Genomic DNA, 22,376 nt, shown 5'->3' with positions numbered 1-22,376 from the left:
TATGGGTTCGAGCCTCGTTGCCGGACCGGCAAGCTGGCCCGGCTAGAAACTCATCGCGAATCCGAACGACACCCCGTGCACGTTGCGACCGAACACATAGCGCACCATCGCGCGCGTACGGGTGACGATGACGGGATACCTGCTGCTGTCGAGTTCGAGGCCCACTCCCAACGACGTGAGGTCGTTGAAACCCAGCACGCCTGCGCTGTCGCCGAAATAGTGCGAGTAAGCGGCTTCGAGCACATAGCGGACCGGCCGGTCCAGCGCGTGCCAGCCGGTAGGCGCGCGCCAGCGCGTCCAGAGGCTCACTTGTTGCGCCATGGCCGAGCCCTGAACGGCCTCCGAAGAACCGCCGAAGCTGCGCAGGTAAATATCGGTTGCCCGCAGTTCGGCGTCGATTTCGTAGTTTTCGCGGTAATGCTCGTAGTCGAGCATCAGGGAGCCGCCATAGCCGTAGGCGTTCAGCGAGCCGTTTTCGAGGAACTGCAGGTTGCTGTCGGTGACACGATTGAAGAGGGACTGCCCTACCTTCAGGTCACTCGAGACACGCCCAATCGTGCCGTTCAAGATCGGACGGAACGCCAGTTCGTCCGTGATGCGGAAATCCCACCCCAGGCCGACCGTGCCACTGAAGGTATTCCACTTCGTCGGCACCGCACGCTGCTGGGCGCCATCCGTGGCAATGAAGATCGGATCGTAGCGGCTGTAGGCGAGCGTGCCCTCCATGTACAACGGAAACGACCTGCTGAGCGTGAAGCCGCCGCCAAATTGAGTCTGCCCGAAGCCGGGATTACCCGTCAGGCCGTTATTGACCGACAGGTTACTGGTCGTAACGTCCGGGACTGTCGTGTAGGTCATGATCGCCAGCACAGCGTCTGCGTGCTGCTTTACATTGCCGCCAATCACGGTATTGCTCGACAATTGCCCCGGCACGACCTGTGCGTGCGAAGGGCAGGACAACAGGTTCAAGGTTAGAGCGGCACACGCCTCAAATGCGCGAAGTGACCAACGCTTCCGAAGTGCCGGCATAGTCAAACAACCTCGCCATTTGTCGACGAGATTGCAGGCTCACTTGCAGGGTCATACACGGGATATCCAACGAGCATGACGCGCTCCTGTCAGTCGGCTGATCGTGTTCGTCTTCCGCGAAGTCGCCATCCCGTTGCACAAAAGCACGCGCACGCAACTGATGCAATTCCGACGGGCATTGCGCCGCTCACAGCACCTGGAAGGTCTGCGTTAGTATGTGATAGAAATACCTGAAAGGAAGTAGTACGGCAATACGGGCAATGTTCAGTCGCTTGCATGGCGTTCGGCGACGAACATCGCCGTCGACTCACGAAACCTCGCAGCCCCACTTTCGCAGGGAGCCTCGTTATGTCCACTCATTCGGTCCCGAACGACAAACCCGTCAAGATCCCCGGCCCGGATCATCCAATCACGGTCGAGCACCACCAGGCGCGCGTGATCGTCATGGCAGGCGGTCACGTGATTGCCGATACGCACGACGCATTGACGCTGCTCGAAGCCCGCTATCCGGCCGTGCTGTACATCCCGCGCAAGGACGTCGACATGACCCGGCTCGAACGCACGGCGCACGCCACTTATTGTCCGTACAAGGGCGAATGCGCATACTTCTCGATTCCTTCGGCCGGCGAGCGCGGCACCAACGCGGTGTGGACCTACGAGCACCCATACGACGCTGTCGCGTCGATCCGCGAGCACCTTGCGTTCTATCCCGACCGCGTGGATTCCATCACGCGGGAGCCGGCCGCGCACTAGGCGAACGCGCGCGCGTCATGCCGCGTGCGGGCGCGGCGATCGCGGCGACCGGCATGGCGCGAGCGGCACGGACGGCGGCGGCGCCGCACGGCGGCCGCTGCTCCCACCACGCAAGCTATCAATCCGAGCAGGTTTCAAGGCCTGCTTGAACTCGGCGCGTACGGTTCGACGATGGAAGGTCCACTGCCCCGCGTAAACCCGTCGCCTTTGCAATACGTTAAGCCCGGCATGCCACAAGGAGACCTCGACGAGTTTTGCTCGACGCCGCCGCCGCTGTATAGTCAATCGATCAAGGTCAGGCCGGTGCAGGTGACGGATCAGGCCTTGATTCATTCACTGGGATGACGCCTGGCGGTATTCGACTACCGACCGGCGAAACGGCAGGGGCTGCAATAGCCCGTGCCGTTTTTTATGCTTGACGACTCGCGAAAAATCACGCGCGGATTCGAATCAGGTTCACAGCGCATGCGCGTCGAATGAATCACCCAAACCTTAACAAGACCTTAACACCTCAGTATTGCAAAGTATTAATTTCAGGTCACGCAAATGACTTTTTTTACGGTTCAAATTCGTCCCGCACTACCCAAATTTGTTGTCAAACAAAAGGACGAGACATGAAACCGATCACGAAATGGAAGCGTAAGCAAAGCGCAATGTGCGCCGCCGTCGCATTGCTCGCCGGGTTGTACTCGGCAGTCGCAACAGCCGGCGACGATCACGACCACGGCCGCGATCACGATCGCGATCGCGCGTCCGTCAAGCATGTGCTGCTGATCAGCTTCGACGGTCTGCATGAGCAGGACGTCGCGCGTTGCATCGGCGCGAATACGTGCCCTAACCTGGCGCTGCTCGCGAAGTCAGGCACCACCTATACGAACGCGCATACACCGGGACTGTCGGATTCGTTTCCTGGCCTCGCCGCGCTCGTGACCGGCGGCTCGCCGAAGTCCGCGGGGCTGTTCTACGACGTCTCCTACGACCGCACGCTCTATGCGCCGTCCGATACCCATTGCACGGGCCCGACCGGCTGGAATGTCGTCTTCGATGAAACGACCGGCATCGACGGCGAGAACGGCGGCGCGCTGATCCATCTCGACGGCGGCGGCGCGTTCAATCCGCAGGCGATTCCGAATGCGCTCGTCAATGGCGTCTGTACGCCCGTCTATCCGCACAACTATCTGAAGACCAACACGGTTTTCGAAGTGATCAAGGGCAACGTCAACGGCGCGCGCACCGCGTGGGCGGACAAGCACGCGTGGGGCTACGACTGGCTCAATGGACCGTCGGGCGCGGGCGTCGACGACCTTTCGCGCACCGAAATAAATTCGATCGATCCGGATACCAAGACCTACTACCTCGACACGTACACGCACACGAAGAAGTTCGACAACTATCACGTGCAATCGCTGATCAATGAAATCGATGGCAAGGATTCGACAGGTCAAAAGAACGTCGCGGTGCCGACCGTGTTCGGCGCCAACTTCCAGACGCTGAGCGTCGCGCAGAAGGCCACGGTCGCGTCGGGCGGCGGCTATCTGGATGCGAGCTTCACGCCGGGTCCGCAAGTCGCGGGCGCGATCGCGTATATCGACGACGCGTTGGGACGCGTCGTGTCCGAACTGAAGCAACGCAATCTCTATTCGTCGACGGCGATCATCGTGACCGCGAAGCATGGCCAGTCGCCGACCGATCATTCGAAGCTCGTGAAGAACGGCGATACGCTGACCAACTTGCTCGAAGCCAACAACTACCTGGATTCGGGCGGCAATATTGGGCAGGCCGCTACGAAGAGCGGCAACCTCAACGACGGCACCGGACTTGTCGGCACGGGTTTCGTGCAGACCGACGACGTCGGCCTGATCTGGCTGCGCGATCAAAGCCAGGTGTCGTCGGTCGTGAAGACGCTGAAAGCCAATCTGAGCTGCAACGCACCCGGCATTTGCGCGGACGGCCCTCAGGCGTACATCCTGTCCGGCCCGCAACTGGCTAACCGGTTCGGTGACCCGTCGCGCGGCCGTACGCCCGACATCATCGTTCAACCGAACCCGGGCGTCATCTATACGTCGAGCAAGTCCAAGGACGAAGAGCATGGCGGCAACGCGCCCGACGACAGTCATCTCGGCCTCGTGATGTACGTGCCTCACGCGCATCACGCCGGGCAGGTCAACGACGAGCCGGTGCTGACCACGCAGGTCGCGCCGACGATCTTGCGTCTGCTCGATCTGAAGCCTGAGCTGCTGCATTCGGTCGCGATTGAAGGAACGCGTGCGCTGCCGGAATTCGATCACGAAGACTAAGCCTGGCCGTAGTCCACGTATTTGAGTAGTAAGCTGCGCCGCGATCGGTGTTGGAACGATCGCGGCGCAGTCGTTTTTGCGGGGTCCAGCCGCGCGGACCTCGCGTGCCGGCCCGTGCGAGAATGGGAGCCGCCTGATTCTCGCCAAACAGGCGTGCGTCGATTGCCTGACAAGGAGCCGCAATGCCATGAACGCCATTGCTCTCGGATGCGTAGCGGTGTTGGGGCTGCTGTTATTCGGCCTCGGCTCGTCGGTATCGATGACGCGTTTTCGCGAACGCACCAATGCGGGCTGCGCCGACGATCCGGCCAACCTGCTGCACAAGCTGGTTCGGGCGCATGGCAATACCGCGGAATGATGACTTCCCGCGCCAGCCCAAAAGAAAATAAGCCCCACAGTCACCCGTGAGGCTTCAAAAAGACCCGCAGCCTGACACCGCGAGTCCCGGTCTTTCAAGCAACCACGCTTACTTCACATTCGGGAAGACCGGCCAGGACGAAGCCTGATCGCACAGCGACAGCTTCGCATTCTGCGAGACGATCGTGGCCGCCGGATTCGTGTCGCCCGCGGCGCCAGCGTCGTCGCTGCCATTGACGGTCAGGTTCAACGTGTTCGTCGGGGTCGTGTACTTGCCCGCGCCGCTCGACGTGTTCGTCAGAATACCGCCCGTGCCGTGAGCCATCGACGAGCCAATCAGGCTCACGTTCGCGCCCAGGTTCAGCGTGGCGTTGGCGGCTTTCGATTGCGTCGAGCCATCGAGCGCACCAATGTTCACGACGGGCTTGCTCAGGTTCGCAATCGACATCGTGACGTCCTTGTCCGCGACCACGTTATCCAGGTTCAGCTGGATCACGCTCTGCGTATTGGCGTATGCCGTATCGGCATGCAGGCCACGGAAGGTCAGGCCGCCGCCGCCGTTCTTGCCCGCGGTCTTGTTGGCCGGGATGTTCATCATGCGGATGTTGCTGAGGTTGATGTCGTGGAAGTTCGGCACCAGCCAGCCCAACCCCGTGTACGAGATCGGATCGGCACTCGGGCCCGTGTAGTACATGTCGAACACGAGGAAATCCTTCACACCACGCATACATGCGCCGTCATAGTAGATGTTGCTGACGTCGCCGCCGCGTGCCTGACCGCTTTTGATACGCAGCCCCACGACGCCCATATCCGTCGACGAATTGGTGCCGTCGTAGATATTGTCGAAGTAGTTGTCGTAGAAGTGAATGTTCCGGACACCTGCATTCGTCGGGCTGCCGATCGACAGACCATGGCCGTTGTAGTTGTGGTTGTGCGCCACCGTGATGCCGTACGTACGGTTCGACGAAACGCCGCGGTTACCGTCGATGGACCACAGCATGTTGGCCGGCGTCGTCGCGCCCTGTGCCGCCGCCGGACGCGGATCCTGCAGGCCGCCCTTGAACGCGACGTTGTCGTCGGACGGGCTCAGGAAGTTGTACACGATCGCGACGTTCTTCACGTAGCCGTCGAAGTACACCTGGCCTGCTGACGTCGTCTTGCTGCCCGTGCCGAGAGCCGCGTGTTCCGGACCCGCTGCAACGCTCGGGTCGACGCCGTCGGTGTTCTTCACGCCCGTCGAGCTGGCATCGATCGTCGCGCCCGTATAGAGGTGCGCGTACGAACCGCTGACGCCGTCGAAGCCGTCGTTGTTCATGCCGACGCTCGCCTGGTTCGCCGCATCCGGCAGCAACGGCGTGATGATCTTGATACCCCACACGGTGAAGCCGTCCACGCCGTCGGCTTCGACGGTGAAGAACGTGCTGTTGCGCAACGTGATCTGATACAGCGACAGGTTCTTCGACTGCTGCATCCACAGCATGCCGGGGTTGCCCTGGAAGCTGTACGGGCCGCCGCCGATGTCCTTGTTGCCGTGGTACGAGATATCCCACCAGCTTGCCGGCACCCAGCGTGCGCAACCGCCCGTGCCAGCGGTACAGCCGCCGCCCGTAACCGTGTAGCCGCCTGGGATGCTGGTTGCCTGGCGGTTCACCACATAGGTGACGGCCGGCGTGGTCAGCGTCGTCTTGCCCATCGCGGTGACCACGTCGCAAGCGGTGCCTTCCGGCGCGAGCGTGCCCGCACGGTAAGCGGCGATCGTGTTCGTGCAGCTGAACTTCGGCGTCGTCACGCCCGTGATGTTGTTGCCCGAATACGTGAGCGCCTCGATGACGCCGGTTGCCCAGCGGATCGTCGGATATTGCGGCGACGAGCTGATCAGCGGCATGTAGCCACGCGCATCGATCGAGCCCGTGCCCATGATCGACGCGTTGACCGTATGCGTGCCGCGGATCAGCGGATAGCAGTTCTGCATGCCGCTCGTGCCCGCGATGGTCGCCGCGCCCGCGTTGGCGGTGCCGACAGGCGCGGGAAGCCCGGCCGGGTTGTTGATCGCGGCGCCGCAGGTGATCGCGTTCGGCCGATCCTGCGCGGTTTTGTCGTACACGACCACGTCGCGGCTCGCGAACAGCGTGACGCCGTCGTCGATCCACAGCGTGACGCCCGACGGCAGAACGAGCGGACCGCTCAGGAATGCATTGCCGGCGCCGCTGCTGTTCTTGACGAGACGCACCGCGAACTTGGTGGCCTTATAGGTCGGGTTCGACAGCGTTTCGCTCGATGCACCCGCGATGTTGACGTTCGGATTATTGGCCGCCTGTTGCGTAGCGGCAGCCTGCTGATCGGCCTGCGTAATCTTCGCGCCGACTTCCGCGTCCACGGCGGCGCCGCACGCGTCGAGCGCGGCCTGGATACGCGCCTGGTCGGGGTTGTTCAGCGCCGTGGTTGCGCCGCCGTAGGTGACCGGCGTCGGATCCGAGCTGACCGGCAGCGAGCCGTCCGCGTTCTTCACCAGGTTGTTGCTTGCCTGAAGCGTCGAGCAAACCTGGGTGTCCGCCGGCAAAGACGGCGAATCCGGCAGGTTCGTGTCGCCAGCGTAGCGGCCGGGCGTCCAGACCGGGGAGGTCGGCGAAGTCGGGTTGGTGGGTGGCGTGGTCGAGCTACCTGGACCTGAAATGTTATTACCCTCACCGCAACCGGCGACGGTCAGAACAAACAGGCCGAGTACCGCAAGCTCTCGGACTGAGCGCATCTTCATAAGTTATCTCCTTGGAAGTGGATCCACCGCGTGTTCCTGGCAGGCCTCGCTCTCTTCGCGCGGATGCGGCGCGGAAAGCGTCAGGGCATGTGGAGCATCAATATTTGTTATAAGACATCGTATAAGGTACAACCTGAAATCGGGAGCTTCCACTTCGACGTGCGACGGCAGAAAACCCACACATCGCCCAACTTATGTCGACGCAACGACCCGGCCCCCGGCCGGATCTCGAGGACGCATTGCAAGAGAAATGCTTTGCCAGCATGGGACTGCGTCTCGAAGGTTATTTTCTGTCTGCGAGCCGACCATGCCGCAGCCTCGCCGGCAACCGACTCCGCGAGCTCGCGAACCAAGTTGTCGGGCAACGTTGAAATTCATCGTACAACGTACGACGGATCATGCTTCGGAAAGGCACGCTCTTTCAATTACAGTAAACCCGACCTCCCAATATCAGGGACACGGTCAGCGGGCCCGAAGCGCGCCGGTATGATGAAGGCGTCGGAGCGATCGCTCGGACCCATGCCGGCCCGCCACGGAGGATTCATCTTGCGTTCCGTCAACATCCTGCTTGCGCTTGCGGGCGTTCTGTCGCTAAGCGTCGCGAGCCCGGGACCCAACTTTCTTATCGTCACGTCGACGGCCGTCGCGTCGCGCAGCGCCGGCATGATGACCGGCCTGGGGCTCGCCGCCGCGTCCGGCACGTGGGCTTTGATCGCGATCGCGGGGCTGGGCCTGATCGTCACGCACGTGACGTGGCTCAGCGCCGTGCTGCGGATCGCCGGCGCGCTTTACCTGATCTGGCTCGGCATCAAGATGATCGTGACCGCGCGGCGGCCATTGTCCGCGGACGTCGGCAGCGCCGCGTCGGGCTGGGCTGCGACGAAGAAAGGCTATTTCGTCAGCATGACGAACCCGAAGTCGATCGCGTTCTACGGCAGCATCTTTGCGTTGATGGTGCCCGCGCATGCGCCGTTGTGGCTCGATATCGCGGTCGTGGCGCTGTCGATCGGCATTTCGTGCGCGTGGTACTGCGCGATGGCGTTGCTTGCCTCGCATCCGTCGGTTCGGCGCGCGCTGGTTCGGCGCAAGGCCGTGCTGGATACGGCAGCGGGTGTGCTGTTGGTGGGAGTCGGCGGGCGGATGTTGGCGGGGCGGTGAGCGACTACCGGCGCGCGAAGCGATAGCGCCTTTGCGTGATCAGGCGGAGCCGGACTGCGGAGCGCCGCCGCCGCGAATCACGAGTTCCATAAAACCCGTCTGCGGATCAGGCTCCCGCGCGAACGAATAGCCCGGAACCGACACGAGCAGCAACTCGACGGTCGTGCGTACCGTGCAGCCGCGCGCCACATGACCGCCGAACACCTGCCCGCGCGCATCCGCGATCGACATGTGCAGATGAGCGCCATCGGGCGAGATGGAGCCTGCGAGGGTCAATATTTCGAGGTCGCCGCGAATTTCCGTCGGCGCTTGCGCGCCGGCGAACCTCAATGCCGCAACGTGGAGGCTGCCGATGCCCTGGACGACGAACGCCGCCTGCAGGTCGCCTTGACGAAGCGCGTCTTCGACGGCGACGCGAAGGTCGTCGCCGGGCGCGAGTCGGAGGGGATGAGCTTGCATGCCTGGGCCGGTTAAGACGTGGTGGACTCAGGGATTATGCGTGAATGAGAAAGTATCTCACAGGCGCTTGTTTATGCTGGGTTCGTGGGGACTCGACGGCGAAAATATATTCAGTTTATATGTACAGTTAAACTGTACATATGCTATGTTTTCGGCATGTCACGACAATCACCGTCTTCCCAATCTACCGATCTAGCCGCCCTTGCGGGCGAACTGCGCATTGCCGTGAGCAAACTGATTCGCCGCGCGCGGGAACATTCGCAATCGAGCGACTTTACGTCGGCGCAGAAGTCGGTGCTGTTTCATCTGGAGCGCGACGGCCCAGCCACAGTTTCCGCGCTAGCGCGAGCGCAGCGCGTAAAACCCCAGTCCATGCGCATTACCGTTGCCGGTCTGGAGACGCTGGGCGTCGTCAAAGGCGAAGCGGATCCAACCGACGGACGCAAAACCCTTATCGATCTCACCCCCACGTTCAGACGAACGCTCAAGGCGAGTCGGGCGGCCAAAGAGGACTGGCTGATCCGTGCCTTGCAAGCGCAGCTATCGCCGCGAGAACAGGCCACGCTCGCCGCCGCGGTGGGACTGCTGCAGCGGCTCGCTGACTCCTGAACGTTTGCAGGTACTTCATCCGAAACGGCATCGAAACGGGCACAGCCCGCGACCTCATCGATTTACTCGATTCAAGGAGCAACTGAAATGGATTGGCCGCATGTCGTCTCTTATTTTTTCGGCGGTGTCCTGTTCGCGAATGCCGTGCCGCATTTCGTCTGCGGTGTGATGGGCGAGCCGTTTCAGAGCCCGTTCGCGAAGCCGTCCGGAAAAGGGCTGTCGTCATCGACCGTCAATGTACTGTGGGGCTTCTTCAATATGGTCGTCGGCTATCTTCTGATTTTTCGTGTTGGCGACTTTCGGATCGAGGCAACGGGTGATGCCGTGCCATTCGGCCTCGGTATCCTGGCGACGGGCATGCTCTGTGCGCGGCTGTTCGGTCCTTTGCATGGCGGCAACATTCCGAAACGGACTTGAGCGGCTCGTAAGCGGTAGTCGGCGCATGTGTCGGACCTGCGGAGTGTCCCTCACGCCTGCTTGACATGCAAGCAATCTCTTGCCTATAGTAAACGCAACAAATTACTTGCCTGTAGCCGTTCATGGCCGAGCGCCCCGACGACACCGACCTGCTATTCAAAGCCCTCGCCGATCCGAGCCGGCGCAAGCTGCTGGATGTGCTGCACGCGCACGACGGCCAGACCCTGAACGACCTGTGCGACCACCTCGACATGACGCGGCAAGGCGTGACCCAGCATCTGGGCCTGCTGGAAGCGGCGAACCTCGTCGTTACCGTACGCAGCGGGCGCGAAAAGTTGCACTTCCTCAATCCGGTGCCGCTGCAGCAGATCTACGAGCGCTGGATTGCCAAGTTCGAAAAGCCGCGCCTGAAGGCGCTCTCGACCCTGAAACGACGCCTGGAGAAAGGCAATGACTAGATCGACGTTCGTCTATGTGACCTATATCCGCACTACGCCGGAACAGTTGTGGTCGGCGCTCACCGACGCGGAGTTCATCAAGCAGTACTGGTTCGGCATGCACTGCGAAAGCGAATGGACGGCGGGCTCGTCATGGAAACTCGTGTCGAGCGGCGGCCAGATCTTCGACGCGGGCGAGATCGTCGAGGCCGATCCGCCGCGGCGTCTGGTGATCCGCTGGCAGCACCAGATTCGTCCCGAGTTGCAGGCCGAAGGCGACTCGCGCTGCACGATGGAGCTCGAACCGAGCGGAACGGCGGTCAAGTTGACGCTCACGCATACGATCGAGCGCGATCCGTCGAAATTCATCGAGGCGGTGTCGGGTGGCTGGCCGAAGATCATGTCCAACCTCAAATCGCTGCTGGAGACAGGCTCGATCGCGTTGCAGGAGGCTTATCCGGCCAATGGCGGGAGTCATGCCGGGAAGGCCTGATGCGGGGATACGCTGTAGAGCATCAGGATGGCTTCATCGTGGGGCCGATCGATGCATCGCAAGTTCGACAGCCGTTCGTCCGCGAGATCACGCTGATAGAATCGTCTGCCCGACCCTCGCCCGTCTCAGGAAATCAGCATGGAAATCCAGCCCTATCTGCTCTTCAATGGCCGTTGCGAGGAAGCCATTGAGTTCTATCGTTCGGCGCTCGGCGCGCAGGAGTTGCTGAAGCTGCGCGCGAAAGACGCGCCGCCCGATCCCGCTCGCCCGGTGGCGCCCGAACACGCCGACAAGATCCTGCACGCGACGCTCGTCGTCGGTAACACGCACGTGCTGATGTCGGATGGCGATTGCCGCGGCGGCAATGCTGTGCATGCGGGCTTCAGCCTGTCGGTCACCGCCGACGACCAGGCGTCCGGCGAAAAGTACTTCAACGCGCTGGCGGACGGCGGACAGATCACGATGCCATTCCAGCAGACCTTCTGGACCAGCGGCTTCGGCACGTTGATCGACCGCTTCGGCGTGCCGTGGATGGTCAATGTGCGGCACGACGAGCCCACGGCATAGCATTGAAGCGGGCCGGCGTTCCATATCACACGCACACGCGAGCGCCGCTTCGCCGCGGCGCAAATACCTGTCCGTTCCGTCTTTCCATGAGTCATGTCTGCCAGGAAGGCGGCGCCTGCTGCGCGCGGTTCCGCGTCTCGTTCTATTGCGGCGAAACCGATTCGATGACCCCTGGCAGTGTTCCGGAGTTGCTGACGACACCCATCTCGTCTCATCGCGTCGCCATGCGCGCGACCGAGAGCAAGCCTGCGCGCACGGAACGGCGACCAATGCGCCGCCGCGCCTAAGCGACGCTTACTGCGTCGCGGACGCCGTGCTCGCCGGCGTGCTGCGGACCGGCGCGGCGTCGCTCGCGGCGGGCGCTGCGCTCGCCGCCGCGCCCGCCTCGCCGTTCGCACGATTTGCCGCGTCGCTATCGCCCGGTGTGCCGCGCGGGCTCGCCGAATTGCTCATGACACCGCTGCTCACCTGGCCGGTCGAGATACCGCCATTCCCGGCCGTCCGCTTGCAGCCGGACGCGCCCGCCAGCAACGCAACGGCCGACAGCGCGATCAGCATGTTTGCCGAAACCTGCCGCATGATTCGCTCTCCCTGGGATGACTCGGCTCTTGCAGCGAAGCATGCGACATGCCCAATGGCCACACCGGGCGCGCGTACGCCCAGCGGGCGCATGCGCGGCGCCTGACATCCGCGGGCACATAGCGGGCTCCCTCTCTGGCAATCACGGCGCGGACACGCTAGGGTGCGAGCAGGCAAGACCATCGTTCACCGCTTTTCTCGAGGCCCGCACCGCAAAACGAAGCGAATAACGCCGCATTTCCAAGGGGCAAACGATGAAGCCACCCGAAACGCTCGCGGAGCGCCGCGAAGTCGGCCGCCATGCACGCAAGAACACGCCGCGCAGCGCCCACTCCGACATCGGCAACATCCATCGTGATCCGATTCGCGTGCTGCGCGAAAGCAGTCGCGGGCGCGTCGAATCCCTCGTGCCGCTGCGCTGCGGCCGCATGCTCGCGTCGCCGTTCACGTTCTATCGCGGCAGCGCGACCATCCAGGCGCACGATCTTGCGAAGACCGCGAACAGCGGCTTTCGCTTCCAGATCTGCGGCGACTGCCACCTGATGAATTTCGGTGGCTTCGCAACCCCCGAGCGCGCGCTCGTATTCGACATCAACGATTTCGACGAGACTGCGATCGGCCCGTGGACTCCGACATGGCGGCCGACTTCGTCGCCTGGACGAGCGAGGCGTGGGGCTTGCCAGCGAGGCCCGGTCGTTCAAGCCCCGTCGGCCTCGCCGACGACGCCGAACTCGGCGGTCGTCTTCACGTAGAACAGATGCAAACCCTCCGCGCGCAGTCGATCGAACAGCCGATCGGCTTCGTCACTCGTCACCGCCATCACGACGGACAACGGCTGATCGGCAAGCTCGAAGAAGTGCGCGGAGTGAATGCGATGATGATGGCCGATGCCTTCGCAAGCCGGGATCAGGGTCGCGCCGCGCAGGCCGAGTTCGCTCGCGAGACGCACGAGCCAGTCGGCAAGCGGCTTGCCATGATGGCTGCGCCCCTGCTGGGTGAAGAACGTGATCTGAAAGCCGTGCATGTCGGTGCCTCCCCGATGCGGATCGCGCCGTGCGCAAGGCGATCCGCATGCGAGCCGGTGGCCGCATTGCGACGTCCCCTGCCCGCTCACTTTTGTAAGCGGAAACCTGCAGCGCCGCGTGAGGCGCCGGTTGCAACCGATTCGGGCATCCCGGCTTGCCGCAGCACGGCTCAGGACGGTCATGACACAAGTTTAGGTGTCGGGCCGCGCGAGTGCCAGGTCGAAACTGGTCACGTGCGGCGCGGCCTCGGCTCACTGACCGTACACGTCGAAATCGAAATACTTTTTCGCAATGCGGTCGTAAGTGCCATCGGCGCGGATGTCGGCAATGGCTTTGTCGATCTTTTCCTGCAGATCGGTATCTTCTTTACGCAAACCAATCGCTGTGCCGCTGCCGAGCGTTTTCGCGTCGTACAGCGGATTGCCGGCAAATCCGAAGTCCTTGCCGCGCGCGGTGCGCAAAAAGCCGATATCGGCTTGCACCGCGTTTTGCAGTGACGCGTCGATACGGCCGGCAAGCAGATCCGAATACACCAGATCCTGATCCTGATACGGCACGATCGCGGCGCCGGCCGGCTCCCAATACGTCTTCGCGTAGGTTTCCTGAATCGAGCCCTGCTCGACGCCGATGCGCTTGCCCTTCAGCGCTTCCGGCGTCGGCTCGATCGGCGAGCCCTTCTTCGCGACCAGACGCGTCGGAATGCGGAACACCTTCGACGAGAACGCGATCTGCGCCTGGCGCGCGGGCGTCATCGACATCGTCGACAGCACGCCGTCGAATTTGCGGCCTTTCAGCGCGGGAATCATGCCGTCGAACGAATTCTCGATCCACACGCATTTCGCGTTGAGCCGGCGGCAGATCTCATTGCCGAGATCGATATCGAAGCCGACGAGCTTGCCGTCGGCCGCTTTCGATTCGAACGGTGGGTAGCTCGCGTCGACCCCGAACCGCACGGTCGACCAATCCTTGGCGATTGCGCTTCCGGACGAGACGGCCAGCAGCGCAATCGTCAGGGTTGCCAGCATGGCTTTCATTGTTGCTCCTTATTGGTCATTTGAAGAAGTCAAACAGGCGGCACGGCGACACGCGGACCGCGCGAAACCCGACATTCGACCGTGATCTGGTCACCGGCGCAAATTCATTAAAAAAATCAATTTATGCAGCGCGCGCATAGACTGGCGACTAGACTTCCGGATTCCGATCAGTCACAGGTGATTAAAAACGGAACGGCGCCGCTTAGAGATTCAACGTCGCGTCTTATCGCGGCAACGCAGTCTGTTTCAAAATAAATGCGCGCCGATCGGCGTCGGCATTTCGCGCGCCATTTTATTTAAAAGATCGCAATGACACTAATTCACTCGATGAGCAGCCGATAAGCGCCGCGCGCATTGACGCTCGCAAAACGACCACCGGCAGACAACTGTGCGCCGGTTGATTTGCCATAAATTGTCACTTAGAATTTTCCGCAAGGGCTCCTGAGGAACCGATGACATGGCTGCGAACAACGGAAAACCGATGTCGTCGTTCGTTCTTCGGGGAATGCCTGGCCTCTGGGTCGTCCTGTTCGTCATCTGGATGATCGCCAATGCATCGCTCGCCGTCGAACCCGCACTCGTCGGTCTCGTCATTACCTTCGTCATCGCGCGTGTCTTCGTATCGTCGAGCGAAGCATGGCAGCGCCTACGTCTAACGCCAGGCGCACCGTATCACTTCGCCGCGTATAGCGCGACCTTCGTCGTCGAGCTCGTACGCGCCAATCTGAACGTGATGGCGCTGGTGTACTCGCCGCGTATCGACATCAAGCCCGGCATCGTCAAGGTTCGCACGCGCCTCCAAACACCGCTTGGCCGTCTCGCGCTCGCCAATTCTATTGCGCTCACGCCGGGCTCGCTCGTCATGGATATTCGGGACGACATACTATTCATTCACTGGCTCGACGTGAAGACGACCGATATCGACGAAGCGACCGAGGCACTCGTCGCACCGTTCGAAAAGCATCTGGAGAAAATCTTTGGCTGAGATCATGCTCCGGATCGCCGCCGTGCTGATCTTCTTCGCGATCCTGTTCGGCGTGATCCGTCTCGTGATCGGCAAGACCCTCGTCGACCGCATCGTCGCGATCGACATGCTGACCGTCGTCTCGCTGTCGCTGATCGCGCTGTACGCGCAAGTCTCCGGTCGTTTCGTCTATATCGACGTCGCACTTGTCTATGCACTGCTGAGCTTTCTCGCGGTGCTCGCGATTGCGCGCTTTCTCGAAAGGGGGCTGTGAGCCATGCTCGAACTGCTCCTGCTGCTGATGTGCGCGAGCATCCTCGTGAGCGGCGTACTGGCCGTCTGCCTGAAGAATCTGCTGGCCGCGATGGTGAGCTCGGGGCTCGCGAGCCTGTTCGCCGCGATAGCCTTCCTGCTGCTCGCCGCGCCCGACGTCGCGATGGCCGAAGCCGCGATCGGTTCCGGACTCGCGACCTTCATCTTTCTGTACGCGATCCGCAAAACCGGTTATCAGAAGGGCTAGCGCATGTTCGAACTGATCGGCAGCGTGTTCATCCTGGTGGGCGCCGTCTTTCTGTTCTCCGCCGGCCTCGGGCTGCTGCGCATGCCGGATGCGTATACGCGCATTCAGGCCGGCACCAAGGCGTCGACGCTCGGCAACATGCTCGTGCTGATCGGCCTCGCGTTCTATCACCCGAACTGGACCTTCCGTCTGATCCTGTTGATCTACTTCGTGCTCGTGACCAACCCGGTGTCCTCGCATGCGCTATCGCGCGCCGCCTGGCTGATCCGCACGCCGATGACCTCGTCCACGATCACCGACGCACTCGCCGACGAAGGCGGGCGCACTGCGGGGGAGGCCGAATCATGATGCGTCGCGCGTTTGCGCTGCTGACGGTGCTGCTGTTCGCGGTCGTGTTCTGGCGGCTGGTCGGCGGCTACACGGAGTTGCAGGCGCTGCGCCCGCTCGCCTGGTACTACGTCGTCAGAGGGCCGCTCGAACTCGGCGCGCCGAACATCGTGACCGGCATTCTGATCACCTTTCGCGGCTTCGACACACTCGGCGAAGTCGCGGTGCTATTCATGGTCGCGGCGAGCGTCGGCGTGCTGCTGAAAGAGGAAAGCAACGCGACTTCCGCCGCTGCGGCGGACGAATCCGCGCCCGCGCGCCGCCCAGCCGGCGAGATCGTACATACCGGCAAGCAGGTGCTGCTGCCGATGATCCTCACCTTCGGCGGCTACGTGATCGTCAACGGGCATCTGTCGGCGGGCGGCGGTTTCCAGGGCGGCGCGATCGTCGCGTCCGCCGTGATGCTGATGCTGCTCGCGCGGCCCCGCTCGACGCTGAACGTCGCGCTGCTGAGCGTCGTCGAGTCGCTCGCGGGCGTGATCTACGTGTGCACCGGCATTCTGGGCCTCGTGCTCGCTGGCGGTTTTCTCGACCCGCGCTTTCTGCCGCGCGGTGAGTTCGGCGCGTTCTTCAGCGCCGGCGCGATCCCGCTGATTTCCACGCTGCTCGGCGTCAAGGTCGGCGCGGAGCTTAGTGTCATCATCGACCGGTTCAGAAGCTGAACGAGAAGGAGAGCGCATGAGCACGGGCATCCCGGTTTCGAAGATCCTGCTGATCACGGGCTTCTGCCTTTCCTTGATCGGCCTGTGGGGCATGCTGACCCACCGCAACATCCTGCGCATCATCATCGGCTTCGCGGTGATCGACACGGGCCTGCACATCGTGATGGTCGCGACCGGTTACGTCACGGGCGGCACCGCGCCGATCATCGACGCGGCGCTCAGCAAATCCGCCGCCGCGCACCGCGCGATCGATCCGATTCCATCGGCACTCGTCGTCACGGCGATCGTGATCGGGCTATCGGTCACCGCCATCATGCTGTCGTTCGCGATCCGTCTTCATGCCGCCAGAAAGACGCTTTCCATCGACGCCTTCACCGAGTCGAAATGGTAGCCGCGCTGTTTCATCCGCTGCACATCTTCATTCTCGGGCTCGGCGGCGGCTTCGTCATTCCGCTGCTGTACCGGCTCGGCAAGCCATGGCTCACGCTCGGCTTTTTCGTCGCGCTGTGCGGCATCGTGCTCGTCTCCGGCGTGTCGTTCTACGGCCTGCTCGACGGCGGCGACACGATCGAGGTGCTGACCGCGGGCGCGCTGCCGCCGGTGTCGATCAATCTGCGCTTCGGCTTGTGGGAAGGCTTCTTCACGTTCAGCGTCAATGTGGTCGCGCTGCTCGGCGCATTGCATCTGTGGGACCGTCTGCGCGGCAACTACGCGGCCTTGCTGCTGTACCTGATTCTGGTGATGGGCATCGACGGCATGGTGATGACCCGCGACCTGTTCAACCTGTTCGTGTTTCTCGAGATCGTGTCGATCGCGACATACGGCCTGTTCGGGCTCGAGCGCACGCCCGCCGCGCTCGCCGCCGCATTCAAGTACATCTTTGCGACCGTGATCGCGTCGACGCTCTTTCTGCTCGGCGCGGTGCTGCTCTACTACGTGAGCGGCACGCTGAACATCGACGAACTGCTGTCGCTGCGCGACCAGCTCGGCGGCCCGATCGGCACGACTGCGATCCTGCTCGTGTTCGCGAGTCTCGTGATCGAGCTGAAGCCGTTTCCGGCCAACGGCTGGGGGCTCGACGTCTACGAGACCGCGCCGAGCGGCGTCGGCGCGATGGTATCGGTCGGCGTATCGGCGGGCGTGTTTTTCGCGCTGCTGAAATTGCTGCCGCTGTTCGACGGCCTGCTGACGCTGCTCGCCGTCTCGGGCGGCGTCACGTTCCTGTTCTCGAACCTGCTCGCGATCAAGCAGACGAAGCCGCAACGCTTGCTCGGCTATTCGTCGATCGGGCAGATGGCGCTGTTGATGCTGTCGCTCGCGTTGTTGCGCCAGATCGGCGCGGACGCATCGATCCCGCTCGTCGTCGGCGGGCTCTTCATCAACCATCTGTTCGCGAAGGCGGGGCTGTTCTGGCTGATCGGCGTGCTGCGGCGGCACGGCGACGATGCACGCGCGATCCTGTCGCGCAGCCCGTTGCTGATCGGCCTGCTCGGTCTCTTCCTGGTCGCGATCGCGGGACTGCCGCCATTCCCCGGCTTCTGGGCGAAGTGGGAACTCGTGATGCGCCTGACCGCCGCCGGCAAGCCGTACTGGATCGTGTTGATCCTGACCGGCTCTCTGCTCGAAGCGGGTTATATGTTCCACTGGTTCGTGCGCGCGCTGGCTCCGTCCGACGTCGAGGCCAAAGCCCGGCCGAACATCGCCGCGCTGTTGCCGCTGTTCGGCGTCGCCGTGCTGCTGATCGCGGCGGCCTATATGGCAGCCGTGTTCTCGGGCGTCGCGTCGGCGTGGATCTTCTCGCCGCTCGCGGCGGGTGCGCTATTCTATGCGGCCGATCGTCTGCCGGGGCGCGTGAAAGGCGTGCTCGCGGTGATCGCGATTGGATTGATCGGCAGTCTCCTCTGCGAGGGCTCGCGCGGTATCGCCGGACTGTTCGCCTGGCTGCTGCTCGCGGGCAGCCTCGTGATCGCAGCGGCGAGTCTCTATCGCGACGACGTGCGCGCCGGCTTCTATCCGATGCTCGTCGTGCTATCGCTGTCGATTCCGGCGCTGCTGCGCTCATCCACCTCGCTCGAGTTCTTCTATAGCTGGGAAATCATCACGCTGTCGTCGTGCTTCCTGATCGCGAAGTGCCGGCGCGCGGGACCGCATGTGCTGACCTTCCTGCTGTTTTCGCTGCTGGCGGCGTTCTTCCTGCTGGCGGGCTTCGCCAACGTCGCGGCGATCGACGATAGCATCGCGCTGTCAGCTTTGATCCATTCGGGACCGGAGGCGAACCGAGCGTTCGTGCTGCTCGCGGCGGGCTTCCTGATCAAGGCCGGCGCGATCGGCGTGCACGTATGGCTGCCGGGCGCATACACCGAAGCGGAAGACGACGTGACCGCGATGCTGTCGGCAGTGGTCAGCAAGGTCGCGATGTTCGGCCTGTTGATCGGCACCTATCTGACGATACGCTCGGAGGTCGGCCTCGAACTCGCGCACGCGATGACCTGGATAGGCATGCTGACGACCCTGTTCGGCGCGCTGATGGCGTTGCGGCAGAACGACTTCAAACGGATGCTCGCGTTGTCGAGCATGAGCCAGACCGGCTATATCGTCGCCGCGATCGGCCTGATGAGCCATCTCGGCTGGGTCACCGCGCTGTATCTGGTCGCCAATCACATGTTCGTGAAGGGCATCCTGTTCCTTGCGCTCGCAGGCGTGATCTCGCGCACCGGCACGCGCAACTTTGCCGATGTGGGCGGCCTCGCGCGCGAGATGCCGCTCACGTTCGCGATGGTCGTGATCGCGCTCGTCTCGATGTCGGGCCTGCCACCGCTGATGGGCTTCGGCGGCAAATGGCTGCTACTGAGCGCAATGACCGACAAGGGTTGGTACGGGCTCGCCGTGTGCGGGCTGATCGCGACCTGCGCCGGCTTTCTGTACATGCTGCGCCTGCTGAACGGCGTCTTCCTCAAAGCGCGCCCGCCGCAGCGGCCGCAGGTGCGCGAAGCGCCTGTGATGCTGCTGGTGCCGCAGTTGCTGTTCGTGGTCGGTATCGTGGTCCTGTCGTTCTTTCCGAAGGTGTTGCTCGAACCGGTGTCGGCCGCGATCGATCCGCAGTTCGCGGCGACACTGGTGTGGGGCGGCATGTCGCTCGAAAGCATCTACGGGTTCTGGAATCCGACGCCGGTCGTGATCGTCGTGCTGATCGTCACGGCGATCGTGTTCGGGCTCAGTGTGCTGTACTACCGCAGCCGCCGCGGCAATGCGCGCAACGCCCCGGATTTTTACCACTTCTACCGGCCGATCGTGAGCCGCACGGTGCCGCCGGTCGCGCAGATGTTCTGGCGCGGCATATCGCACTTCGCGCTCGTGGCGGCGGCTCGGATACGCCGCGTCTATACCGGCAACGGGCAGACCTACGCGCTCTATGTGCTGCTGTATTTTCTCGTGATCTATTTTGCGAGCACGGGGCTGAGTCCAGCGGGGACGCCGTAAGGGTGCACCTGGTCCTGGCGCAGCGGCATGGACCGGCCCACGTGCGAGGACGATCGCCTTGGAATACGGCGTCGGCGAACTCAACGATCATCGAACGAGATATTCTTCCGCTACCCAGCCGTCCTTGGTCAAGCGCACGCCTTCGCGCAGTTGCATGGTGCCCGCGCCTTCGATCACGCGCGCCACCATGGGAAACGCTCGCTGGAACTCGGGAGTCCTGGCAAAAGGCGCCGGGTCGATCTTATAGGTGTAGAGCACCGAGGTCCTGGTCTCGCCGTCGTGAGTCTGGGGCGGCTCCCAGCCCACCACCTTGTCCAGGGTCAGCGTGGCCACGCAAAAATCGGCGTCGTGCGTGACCGTCTTGCCGGGCGTCGCCACCACCACCGGCTTGTGCAGGTAGAACTGCTTGCCTTCGTCGGTCAGCACATACTCGCGTCCCGGCGCCTCGATCCTGGCCCCGTCCTCGCCAGTGCGCTCGAGCGTCATGACGGTGCTCTTGACGAGGCCCAGCTTTTCCATCACCGGCAATTGCAGCGCATCGCGGGAATGCGTGACCACGATGTCCTGATCGGCCACGTGGATGGGCCAATCGTATTTCGCCACGCACAGGTGGCCGCGATCGGCCAGGTAGTGCGTGATCGTGTTGGTAAAGTTCTCCGCGGTAGGCTCGGCCTTGTTCTGGCAACCGCCCAGCAGGAACAACGCCGTCAGGGAAACCGCAATGGCAGTGCCGCGCACCGGATTCGAAAAATGCATCATCGTGGATAGTTCAAGTATTCAAAAAGATCAATTCACGCAGCTACCGCTCGTGGGCTGGGTCGCGGCAGGCTGGTAGCCGTCGCTCAAAGTATTCAGGAAGCAGATCACGTCCTGCACGTCCTGATCCGACAATTGCGGCGCCGAATGGACAGCACGCGGCTGCGCACCGTTCAACGCGGTGGTGCCGCCCGCGTCGGTCTGGCCCTGCCCCAGCGGCAGTTCCTCGTCGATATTGCCCTGGTAGGCGGCCGGCAGATCGTTGAACATGTTCACCGTCGCGCCCGCTGCATAGGTGGGTTGCAGCGCATAGCTCGGGTTGCTGGTCAGCCTGGTGGAATCGCCACCCGTGGACGGATACCAGTACTCGGGGTTGGTGTCGCGCGTGTTGTAGAAGCGCACCACCTGCTCCAGCGAGTGGAACACGCCGTTGTGGAAGAAGGCGCTGCGCGCGGCGACGTTGCGCAGCGTCGGCACCTTGAAGCGGCCGCAATACGGATCCGGGTTATTCACGCCCGTAAAGGGGTCCGGACCGGCGCCGCTGGTGGCCGAAAGCGGCGTGTGGCTGTCATAGCTGCCGTTATTGATCGGGCCGCACAGCCCCATGTCGTAGTAGCTCGCCTTCAGGTTGGCCGCGATGGGGTTCGGATTGTCCGGGATCGACGTGTCGTTGCGCGGCGCACCGATCGCCTGATAGGTGAAGTCGGTCCCCAGCGCGTTCGAGCCGTTGAAGTTGGCGCCCATGAAATGGCAGGCCACGCAGCCGGCCCCGCGATCGGTATCGTTGAACAGGTTCATCCCGCGCAATTCGGCCGGCGTCAACGTGCCGCCGATCTTGTTGTTCGCATACAGGTCGAACTTGCTGGAATACGGCGCAAAGCTCGGGTCCTCGTTCTGGTAGGCCTGCAGCGCGAGTCCGATGTCCTGGAACGCCGTGTCCGTATCGCCGAACACGGCCGGGCCGTACACCGCCGTGAACTGTGCGGCATACGAGGAGCTCTTTACCGCCTGCACCAACGCGTCCTTGGAGGCGTTGTTCATCTCGATGGGATTGAGCAGGGGCAGCGCCACCTGGTCGGCCAGCGTCTTGCCGCGGCCGTCCCACATGAACCCGCCGCCCGGCGCGTTCGCCGTGATGCCGTCGGGGTTCGAGGCGTTGTCGTCGTAGGCGGGCGTCATGGCCTTGTAGCGCAGCGAGGGAACCGCGCGCTGGCCTTCCGATACGTTATCGGAACCCAGCTGCACCGCCAGGCTGTTGGGCGGGCCGTAGGCATACGCCGGATCGTGGCAGCTCGCGCATGCCTGGTTCTTGCCGCCGGACAGGTTCTTGTCGAAGAACATTTTCTCGCCGACCTGGGCCGCAGCGCTCAGCTTGCTCGTGGGCGCCGACCCCGTAGAGCCCGTGGAGCCCGTGGAGCCCGTGCCTGCGTCCGTCGAAGCAGACTGTGACGAGCCCCCGCCCCCGCAAGCGGTCAGTGTCGACAAGATGACATACAGCGCCCCCGCATAAACCTTGCGCATCGCTACTCCCCCGGCTTTGTTCGATAAAACAGCTGGCGGGGGAGCGGCCGAACCGCTCTCCCGCGCAGGCTACTGCTTGATGAATGGCACGCTTGCGCGTGCTTACCGTTTAGTGCT

At 62.8% G+C, this 22,376-nt stretch carries 23 protein-coding genes and 2 pseudogenes; 17 read left to right on the top strand and 8 right to left on the bottom strand.

What is annotated here, in order from left to right:
* Nucleotides 1-42: 42 nt before the first annotated feature.
* The gene (locus tag OKW28_RS16065; RefSeq protein ID WP_429447201.1) at nt 43-1,029 is read right to left on the bottom strand and encodes a hypothetical protein; all 987 of its coding nucleotides are present in this window, start codon (nt 1,027-1,029) and stop codon (nt 43-45) included.
* Nucleotides 1,030-1,377: 348 nt separating this feature from the next.
* Between OKW28_RS16065 and OKW28_RS16060 the strand changes: the two genes are divergently transcribed.
* The 3 genes and pseudogenes from OKW28_RS16060 to OKW28_RS16050 all read left to right on the top strand — a co-directional run.
* Nucleotides 1,378-1,782, top strand: coding sequence for a DUF427 domain-containing protein (locus OKW28_RS16060; protein WP_429447199.1), 405 nt, complete (start codon nt 1,378-1,380; stop codon nt 1,780-1,782).
* A gap of 614 nt (nt 1,783-2,396) precedes the next feature.
* Complete coding sequence (locus tag OKW28_RS16055) at nt 2,397-4,079, top strand: alkaline phosphatase family protein (RefSeq protein ID WP_429447197.1); 1,683 nt, start codon at nt 2,397-2,399, stop codon at nt 4,077-4,079.
* A 187-nt stretch (nt 4,080-4,266) separates the two neighbouring features.
* A pseudogene (locus tag OKW28_RS16050) lies at nt 4,267-4,434 on the top strand (MAPEG family protein); the annotation flags it as partial.
* 111 nt (nt 4,435-4,545) lie between these two features.
* Here the strand turns inward: OKW28_RS16050 and OKW28_RS16045 are convergent.
* On the bottom strand, nt 4,546-7,191 hold the full coding sequence (locus tag OKW28_RS16045) for a glycosyl hydrolase family 28 protein (protein WP_429447195.1): 2,646 nt from the start codon (nt 7,189-7,191) through the stop codon (nt 4,546-4,548).
* Between the two features lie 546 nt (nt 7,192-7,737).
* Here OKW28_RS16045 and OKW28_RS16040 point away from each other — a divergent pair.
* Nucleotides 7,738-8,349, top strand: a complete 612-nt coding sequence (locus tag OKW28_RS16040; RefSeq protein ID WP_429447193.1) for a LysE family translocator — start codon at nt 7,738-7,740, stop codon at nt 8,347-8,349.
* A 39-nt stretch (nt 8,350-8,388) separates the two neighbouring features.
* On the opposite strand, the gene OKW28_RS16035 is transcribed toward OKW28_RS16040, so the two are convergent.
* A complete protein-coding gene (locus OKW28_RS16035; protein ID WP_429447191.1) occupies nt 8,389-8,808 on the bottom strand; it encodes a PPC domain-containing DNA-binding protein in 420 nt (139 codons plus the stop codon).
* A gap of 156 nt (nt 8,809-8,964) precedes the next feature.
* On the opposite strand from OKW28_RS16035, the gene OKW28_RS16030 reads away from it, so the two are divergent.
* The 5 genes from OKW28_RS16030 to OKW28_RS16010 all read left to right on the top strand — a co-directional run bounded on the left by OKW28_RS16030 (nt 8,965) and on the right by OKW28_RS16010 (nt 11,331).
* Nucleotides 8,965-9,417, top strand: coding sequence for a MarR family winged helix-turn-helix transcriptional regulator (locus tag OKW28_RS16030; protein ID WP_429447189.1), 453 nt, complete (start codon nt 8,965-8,967; stop codon nt 9,415-9,417).
* A gap of 87 nt (nt 9,418-9,504) precedes the next feature.
* Nucleotides 9,505-9,834: a hypothetical protein gene (locus OKW28_RS16025; protein WP_429447187.1), complete on the top strand. Its 330-nt coding sequence runs from the start codon at nt 9,505-9,507 to the stop codon at nt 9,832-9,834.
* A 122-nt stretch (nt 9,835-9,956) separates the two neighbouring features.
* Entirely contained in the window at nt 9,957-10,292 is a 336-nt protein-coding gene (locus OKW28_RS16020; RefSeq protein ID WP_429332558.1) for an ArsR/SmtB family transcription factor, read from the top strand.
* Complete coding sequence (locus OKW28_RS16015) at nt 10,285-10,764, top strand: SRPBCC family protein (protein ID WP_090810571.1); 480 nt, start codon at nt 10,285-10,287, stop codon at nt 10,762-10,764. Before OKW28_RS16020 ends, OKW28_RS16015 begins: the two co-directional genes overlap by 8 nt.
* A gap of 138 nt (nt 10,765-10,902) precedes the next feature.
* On the top strand, nt 10,903-11,331 hold the full coding sequence (locus OKW28_RS16010) for a VOC family protein (protein ID WP_429447185.1): 429 nt from the start codon (nt 10,903-10,905) through the stop codon (nt 11,329-11,331).
* 294 nt (nt 11,332-11,625) lie between these two features.
* Here the strand turns inward: OKW28_RS16010 and OKW28_RS16005 are convergent, their stop codons facing one another.
* Nucleotides 11,626-11,910, bottom strand: a complete 285-nt coding sequence (locus OKW28_RS16005) for a hypothetical protein (RefSeq protein WP_429447183.1) — start codon at nt 11,908-11,910, stop codon at nt 11,626-11,628.
* Nucleotides 11,911-12,164: 254 nt separating this feature from the next.
* On the opposite strand from OKW28_RS16005, the pseudogene OKW28_RS16000 reads away from it, so the two are divergent.
* Nucleotides 12,165-12,536 (top strand): annotated as a pseudogene (locus OKW28_RS16000) (DUF2252 family protein); the annotation flags it as partial.
* Between the two features lie 71 nt (nt 12,537-12,607).
* Here the strand turns inward: OKW28_RS16000 and OKW28_RS15995 are convergent.
* Both OKW28_RS15995 and OKW28_RS15990 read right to left on the bottom strand, forming a co-directional pair.
* Nucleotides 12,608-12,934 (bottom strand): DUF190 domain-containing protein, encoded by a 327-nt coding sequence (locus OKW28_RS15995; RefSeq protein WP_184023499.1) that lies wholly within the window; start codon nt 12,932-12,934, stop codon nt 12,608-12,610.
* 252 nt (nt 12,935-13,186) lie between these two features.
* Nucleotides 13,187-13,969: an ABC transporter substrate-binding protein gene (locus OKW28_RS15990; RefSeq protein WP_018422735.1), complete on the bottom strand. Its 783-nt coding sequence runs from the start codon at nt 13,967-13,969 to the stop codon at nt 13,187-13,189.
* Between the two features lie 481 nt (nt 13,970-14,450).
* On the opposite strand from OKW28_RS15990, the gene OKW28_RS15985 reads away from it, so the two are divergent.
* The 7 genes from OKW28_RS15985 to OKW28_RS15955 are packed head-to-tail and all read left to right on the top strand — an operon-like array spanning nt 14,451 to nt 19,982.
* Nucleotides 14,451-14,954, top strand: a complete 504-nt coding sequence (locus OKW28_RS15985) for a Na+/H+ antiporter subunit E (RefSeq protein ID WP_429447180.1) — start codon at nt 14,451-14,453, stop codon at nt 14,952-14,954.
* Complete coding sequence (locus OKW28_RS15980) at nt 14,947-15,207, top strand: monovalent cation/H+ antiporter complex subunit F (protein WP_018422733.1); 261 nt, start codon at nt 14,947-14,949, stop codon at nt 15,205-15,207. Before OKW28_RS15985 ends, OKW28_RS15980 begins: the two co-directional genes overlap by 8 nt.
* A gap of 3 nt (nt 15,208-15,210) precedes the next feature.
* Nucleotides 15,211-15,453, top strand: a complete 243-nt coding sequence (locus OKW28_RS15975; protein ID WP_018422732.1) for a hydrogenase subunit MbhD domain-containing protein — start codon at nt 15,211-15,213, stop codon at nt 15,451-15,453.
* A gap of 3 nt (nt 15,454-15,456) precedes the next feature.
* Nucleotides 15,457-15,801 (top strand): monovalent cation/H(+) antiporter subunit G, encoded by a 345-nt coding sequence (mnhG, locus tag OKW28_RS15970; RefSeq protein WP_090810583.1) that lies wholly within the window; start codon nt 15,457-15,459, stop codon nt 15,799-15,801.
* Nucleotides 15,798-16,502 (top strand): Na(+)/H(+) antiporter subunit B, encoded by a 705-nt coding sequence (locus tag OKW28_RS15965; RefSeq protein WP_429447178.1) that lies wholly within the window; start codon nt 15,798-15,800, stop codon nt 16,500-16,502. Before mnhG ends, OKW28_RS15965 begins: the two co-directional genes overlap by 4 nt.
* A 16-nt stretch (nt 16,503-16,518) precedes the next feature.
* Nucleotides 16,519-16,893 (top strand): sodium:proton antiporter, encoded by a 375-nt coding sequence (locus OKW28_RS15960; protein ID WP_090810587.1) that lies wholly within the window; start codon nt 16,519-16,521, stop codon nt 16,891-16,893.
* Entirely contained in the window at nt 16,887-19,982 is a 3,096-nt protein-coding gene (locus OKW28_RS15955) for a complex I subunit 5 family protein (protein ID WP_429447176.1), read from the top strand. Before OKW28_RS15960 ends, OKW28_RS15955 begins: the two co-directional genes overlap by 7 nt.
* Nucleotides 19,983-20,069: 87 nt before the next feature.
* On the opposite strand, the gene OKW28_RS15950 is transcribed toward OKW28_RS15955, so the two are convergent.
* Both OKW28_RS15950 and OKW28_RS15945 read right to left on the bottom strand, forming a co-directional pair.
* Nucleotides 20,070-20,741 (bottom strand): hypothetical protein, encoded by a 672-nt coding sequence (locus OKW28_RS15950; RefSeq protein WP_429447174.1) that lies wholly within the window; start codon nt 20,739-20,741, stop codon nt 20,070-20,072.
* A gap of 27 nt (nt 20,742-20,768) precedes the next feature.
* The gene (locus OKW28_RS15945) at nt 20,769-22,259 is read right to left on the bottom strand and encodes a cytochrome-c peroxidase (RefSeq protein ID WP_429447172.1); all 1,491 of its coding nucleotides are present in this window, start codon (nt 22,257-22,259) and stop codon (nt 20,769-20,771) included.
* Nucleotides 22,260-22,376 lie beyond the last annotated feature (117 nt).

The organism is Paraburkholderia sp. 40, from assembly GCF_050434105.1.
Classification (GTDB): Bacteria; Pseudomonadota; Gammaproteobacteria; order Burkholderiales; family Burkholderiaceae; genus Paraburkholderia; species Paraburkholderia tuberum.
This window is presented reverse-complemented; position numbering and strand designations above follow the sequence as displayed.